The sequence below is a fragment of the uncultured Dokdonia sp. genome, from assembly GCF_947492815.1.
Taxonomy (GTDB): domain Bacteria; phylum Bacteroidota; class Bacteroidia; order Flavobacteriales; family Flavobacteriaceae; genus Dokdonia.
On the sequence record NZ_CANLOB010000116.1, the window covers coordinates 1 to 344 of the forward strand.

The following is a 344-nucleotide window of genomic DNA, read 5'->3' on the forward strand; positions in this document are numbered from 1 at the left end:
GTAGGTCCAATTGCAGATGTTGATGCGATGGATGACAGTGATAGTACGGATGAGGATACTGCAGTGAATATTGATGTATTAGACAATGATGATTTAGATGGAGGCACAGGTGTTGTTACGGAAGTGACCAATCCAGCCAATGGAACGGTAACGATCAATGCTGATGGTACGGTAGATTATACACCGGATCCTGATTTTAATGGTACGGATACCTTTGATTATACAGTAGTGGTGACCAACCCAGATGGTTCGACTTCTACAGATACAGCTACGGTAGAAGTGACGGTGAATCCTATAGATGATGTAGAGGATGATGCTGAGACGACTACTGAGGATACTCCAGT

1 protein-coding gene is annotated in these 344 nt (G+C 43.6%); it reads left to right on the plus strand.

Going from position 1 to position 344, the window contains the following annotated elements:
• Positions 1-344: Ig-like domain-containing protein (locus Q1A01_RS23760; RefSeq protein ID WP_299686089.1), on the plus strand; the 344-nt coding region annotated here is incomplete at both ends.